Here is a 3,854-nt window from a genome sequence, read left to right as displayed (position 1 = left end):
CCGCGGCGACCGTGCGCAACATGCTGCGTGCGGTGACCCAGCGCGACCCGACCGGGGTCCAGCAGGGCACCGGGTGGCAGGCCGCGGTGGACGGCTACCAGATCGCCGGAAAGACCGGTACCGCACAGCAGATCAACTCCGCCTGCGGCTGCTACTACGACGACGTCTACTGGATCACGTTCGCCGGGATAGCCCCCGCGGACAACCCGCGCTACGTCATCGGCCTGATGATGGACAACCCGCATCGCGCCGCGGACGGGTCGCCGGGCACCTCGGGCGCGCCGCTGTTCCACAACATCGCCGCCTGGCTGTTGCAGCGCCACAACGTCCCGCTGTCGCCCGACCCCGGGCCGCCACTGGTTCTGCAGGCGATGTAGCGGCTGTCCCTGCCCGCCTGGGTAGTCTCAGGTCCGATCCTTTCAAGGACCGGCCGCAGCGGATGGAGGTGATGGCGGTGTGCGCCGCATTGCGCCCTGACGTCGGTGCGGGTACGTCGCTGCAGGCGCTGGCGGCCCAGATCGGAGCGGTTGCTGCCACCGGGGGCGCGGTGCCCGAGCTGGCCATCACCGGGCTGACGCTGCGCGCCCAGGAGGTCGAGCCCGGAGACCTGTTCGCGGCGCTGCCCGGCGCCACGACCCACGGTGCGCGGTTCGTGGCCGAGGCGGTTGCTCGCGGCGCGGTCGCGGTGCTCTCCGACGGCGCGGGGGCCGCCGAAATCGTCGACGGCGCAACCGGTATCCCGGTGCTGGTTCATCCGGCCCCGCGCGCGGTGCTCGGCGAGCTGGCGGCAGAGGTCTACCGGCATCCCTGCGAGCGGCTCACGGTCATCGGGATCACCGGCACGTCCGGCAAGACCACCACCGCCTATCTGGTCGAGGCCGGGCTGCGTGCTGCCGGCCGCACCGCCGGGCTGATCGGCACCGTCGGCGTCCGCATCGACGGCGTCGACCTGCCCAGCGCGCTGACCACCCCGGAGGCCCCGGCCCTGCAGGCGCTGCTGGCGGTGATGGCCGAGCGCGGGGTGGACACCGTGGTGATGGAGGTGTCCAGCCACGCGCTGACGCTGGGCCGGGTCGACGGCACCCGGTTTGCGCTGGGCGCGTTCACGAACTTGTCCCGCGACCACCTGGACTTCCACCCGAGCATGGCGGACTACTTCGAAGCCAAGGCGCGGCTGTTCGATCCGGCGTCACCCCTGCACGCCGCCCGGTCGGTGGTCTGTGTGGACGACGAGGCCGGTGAGGCGATGGCGGTGCGCGCCACGGCGCCGGTCACGGTCAGCGCGACCGGACGCCCGGCGGACTGGGGCGTCGAGCAGCCCAGCGCCGGGCCGGTCGGCAGGCAGTTCACGGCGGTCGATCCCGCCGGGGTGCGCCATCCGGTCGGCATCGGGCTGCCCGGCGACTACAACATCGCCAACTGTCTTGTGGCGCTGGCCGTTCTCGACGCCGTCGGGGTGTCACCGGAGCAGGCGGCGCCGGGCCTGCGCGACGCGCGGGTGCCGGGCCGGATGGAGCCGGTCGACCGTGGCCAGGGCTTCCTGGCGCTGGTCGACTACGCGCACAAGCCGGGCGCGCTGGCGGCGGCGCTGGCGACCCTGCGCTCCGATCTGCGCGAGACGACCGGGCGGCTGGCCGTGGTGTTCGGCGCCGGCGGCGACCGCGACCACGGCAAGCGCGGCCCGATGGGCCGGATCGCCGCCCAGGAGGCCGACCTGGTCGTCGTCACCGACGACAATCCGCGCGGCGAGGACCCGGCCGACATCCGGCGGGCCATCCTGGCCGGGGCCGCCGAGGGAACCGCGGAGGTGGTCGAGATCGGGGACCGCCGGACCGCGATCGAGCACGCGGTGCGCTGGGCGCGGCCGGGCGACGTGGTGCTCGTGGCCGGCAAAGGCCACGAAACCGGGCAGACCGCCGGCGGGGTCACGCAGCCCTTCGATGACCGCGTCGAGCTGGCCGCCGCCCTGGAGAGCCGCGGATGATCGCGCTGAGTATCGCCGAGATCGCCGAGATCGTCGGCGGCCGGCTCAGTGATATCTCACCGGAGCAGGCCGCACGTACCAGCGTCACCGCGACCGTGGAGTTCGATTCGCGAAAGATCACCGCGGGCTCGTTGTTTCTGGCGCTGCCCGGTGCGCGCGCCGATGGCCACGACCACGCGGCCGCGGCGGTGGCAGCCGGTGCGGTGGCGGTGCTTGCGGCCCGCCCGGTGGGAGTGCCGGCCATCGTGGTCGATCCCGCCGCCTCCGACAGCCGATCCGGCGCCCTGGAGTACGACGACGCCGCCGGGTCCGGCGCCGCGGTACTGGCCGCGCTGGCGCAGCTGGCCGCCGCGGTGGCCGCGACCCTGGTGGCCCGCGGACTGACCATCGTCGGCGTCACCGGATCGTCGGGAAAGACCTCCACCAAGGACCTGCTGGCCGCCGTGCTGGCTCCGCTGGGGCAGGTGGTGGCGCCGCCGGGGTCGTTCAACAACGAGCTGGGCCACCCCTGGACGGTGCTGCGGGCCGATGAGAACACCGACTTCCTGGTGCTGGAACTCTCGGCACGGCATCGCGGCAACATCGCGGCGCTGGCCGCCATCGCTCCGCCGCGGGTAGCGGTGGTGCTCAACGTCGGGACCGCGCACCTGGGCGAGTTCGGCTCCCGCGAGGCGATCGCCGAAACCAAAGCCGAACTAGCGCAAGCGGTTCCGGAGTCCGGCGTGGTGATCCTCAACGTCGACGATTCGGCGGTGGCCGCGATGGCCAACAAGACCGCGGCACGGGTGGTGCGGATCAGCCGCGCGGCCCCCGCCGATGTGTGGGCCGGGCCGGTGGCGCTCGACGAGCTGGCCCGCCCCCGCTTCACCCTGCACGCCGGCGCGGGCGCATCCGAGGTACGGCTCGGGGTGTCCGGGGACCACCAGGTCTCCAACGCGCTGTGCGCCGCCGCGGTTGCGCTGGAATGCGGCGCCACGCCCCAACAGGTTGCCGATGCGCTGGCCGGCGTCGGAGCCATCTCACAACACCGGATGCAGGTCAGCACCCGCGCCGACGGGGTGACGGTGATCGACGATGCTTACAACGCCAACCCCGACTCCATGCGGGCGGCGCTGCAGGCGCTGGCCTGGATCGCCCGCGGGGAGGACCCCGCGTCCCCGAGACGCAGCTGGGCGGTGCTCGGGGAGATGGCTGAGCTGGGCAAGGACGCGATATCGGAGCATGACCGCATCGGACGGCTCGCGGTGCGCTTAGATGTGTCTCGTCTTGTTGTCGTCGGAGTAGGGAGATCGATGGGCGCGATGCATCACGGCGCGGTCATGGAGGGATCCTGGGGTGCCGAGGCCACCGCGGTACCCGACGTCGACGCCGCCCACGCCCTGTTGCGCGCTGAACTGCGCCCCGGCGACGTGGTGTTGGTCAAGGCCTCGAACTCCGCCGGGCTGACCGTGCTGGCCGACGCTCTGATCAGCGACGACGCGGGAGATCGCCGATGATCATGATCCTGGTCGCCGCGGGCGTCGCGCTGCTGGTCGCGATCCTGTTGACCCCGGTGCTGATCCGGCTGTTCACCAAGCAGGGGTTCGGTCAGGAGATCCGCGAAGACGGCCCGGCCAGCCATCACAGCAAACGCGGTACGCCGTCGATGGGCGGTGTGGCGATCGTGGCCGGGATCTGGGCGGGTTATCTGACCGCTCAGCTGGCCGGACTGGTCTTCTACGGCACCGGGCCCACCGCGTCCGGTCTGCTGGTACTGGGGTTGGCCACCGCGCTGGGCGCGGTCGGCTTCATCGACGACCTGATCAAGATCCGGCGAGCGCGCAACCTGGGCCTGAACAAGACCGCCAAGACCGTCGGGCAGGTGACCGCG

At 72.5% G+C, this 3,854-nt stretch carries 3 protein-coding genes and 1 pseudogene; all 4 read left to right on the top strand.

The genetic code is table 11. The annotated features are described in order from the left end of the window. Positions 1 to 377 (top strand): penicillin-binding transpeptidase domain-containing protein (locus A5648_RS13810; RefSeq protein WP_267887825.1); only part of this gene is annotated, 377 nt, incomplete at its 5' end. A gap of 71 nt (positions 378 to 448) precedes the next feature. Then, the gene (locus tag A5648_RS13805) at positions 449 to 1,984 is read left to right on the top strand and encodes a UDP-N-acetylmuramoyl-L-alanyl-D-glutamate--2,6-diaminopimelate ligase (protein ID WP_065025093.1); all 1,536 of its coding nucleotides are present in this window, start codon (positions 449 to 451) and stop codon (positions 1,982 to 1,984) included. Then, a complete protein-coding gene (locus A5648_RS13800) occupies positions 1,981 to 3,480 on the top strand; it encodes a UDP-N-acetylmuramoyl-tripeptide--D-alanyl-D-alanine ligase (RefSeq protein WP_065025091.1) in 1,500 nt (499 codons plus the stop codon). Before A5648_RS13805 ends, A5648_RS13800 begins: the two co-directional genes overlap by 4 nt. Next, a pseudogene (locus A5648_RS13795) lies at positions 3,477 to 3,854 on the top strand (phospho-N-acetylmuramoyl-pentapeptide-transferase); the annotation flags it as partial. The gene A5648_RS13800 and the pseudogene A5648_RS13795, both read left to right, overlap by 4 nt.

The sequence above is a fragment of the Mycolicibacter sinensis genome (assembly GCF_001673565.1).
GTDB lineage: Bacteria > Actinomycetota > Actinomycetes > Mycobacteriales > Mycobacteriaceae > Mycobacterium > Mycobacterium sinense_C.
This window is presented reverse-complemented; position numbering and strand designations above follow the sequence as displayed.

Coding starts and splice junctions, on each gene's coding strand:
- A5648_RS13805 (WP_065025093.1), top strand. CDS start 449: ATGGCGGTGTGCGCCGCATTGCGCCCTGACGTCGGTGCGGGTACGTCG.
- A5648_RS13800 (WP_065025091.1), top strand. CDS start 1,981: ATGATCGCGCTGAGTATCGCCGAGATCGCCGAGATCGTCGGCGGCCGG.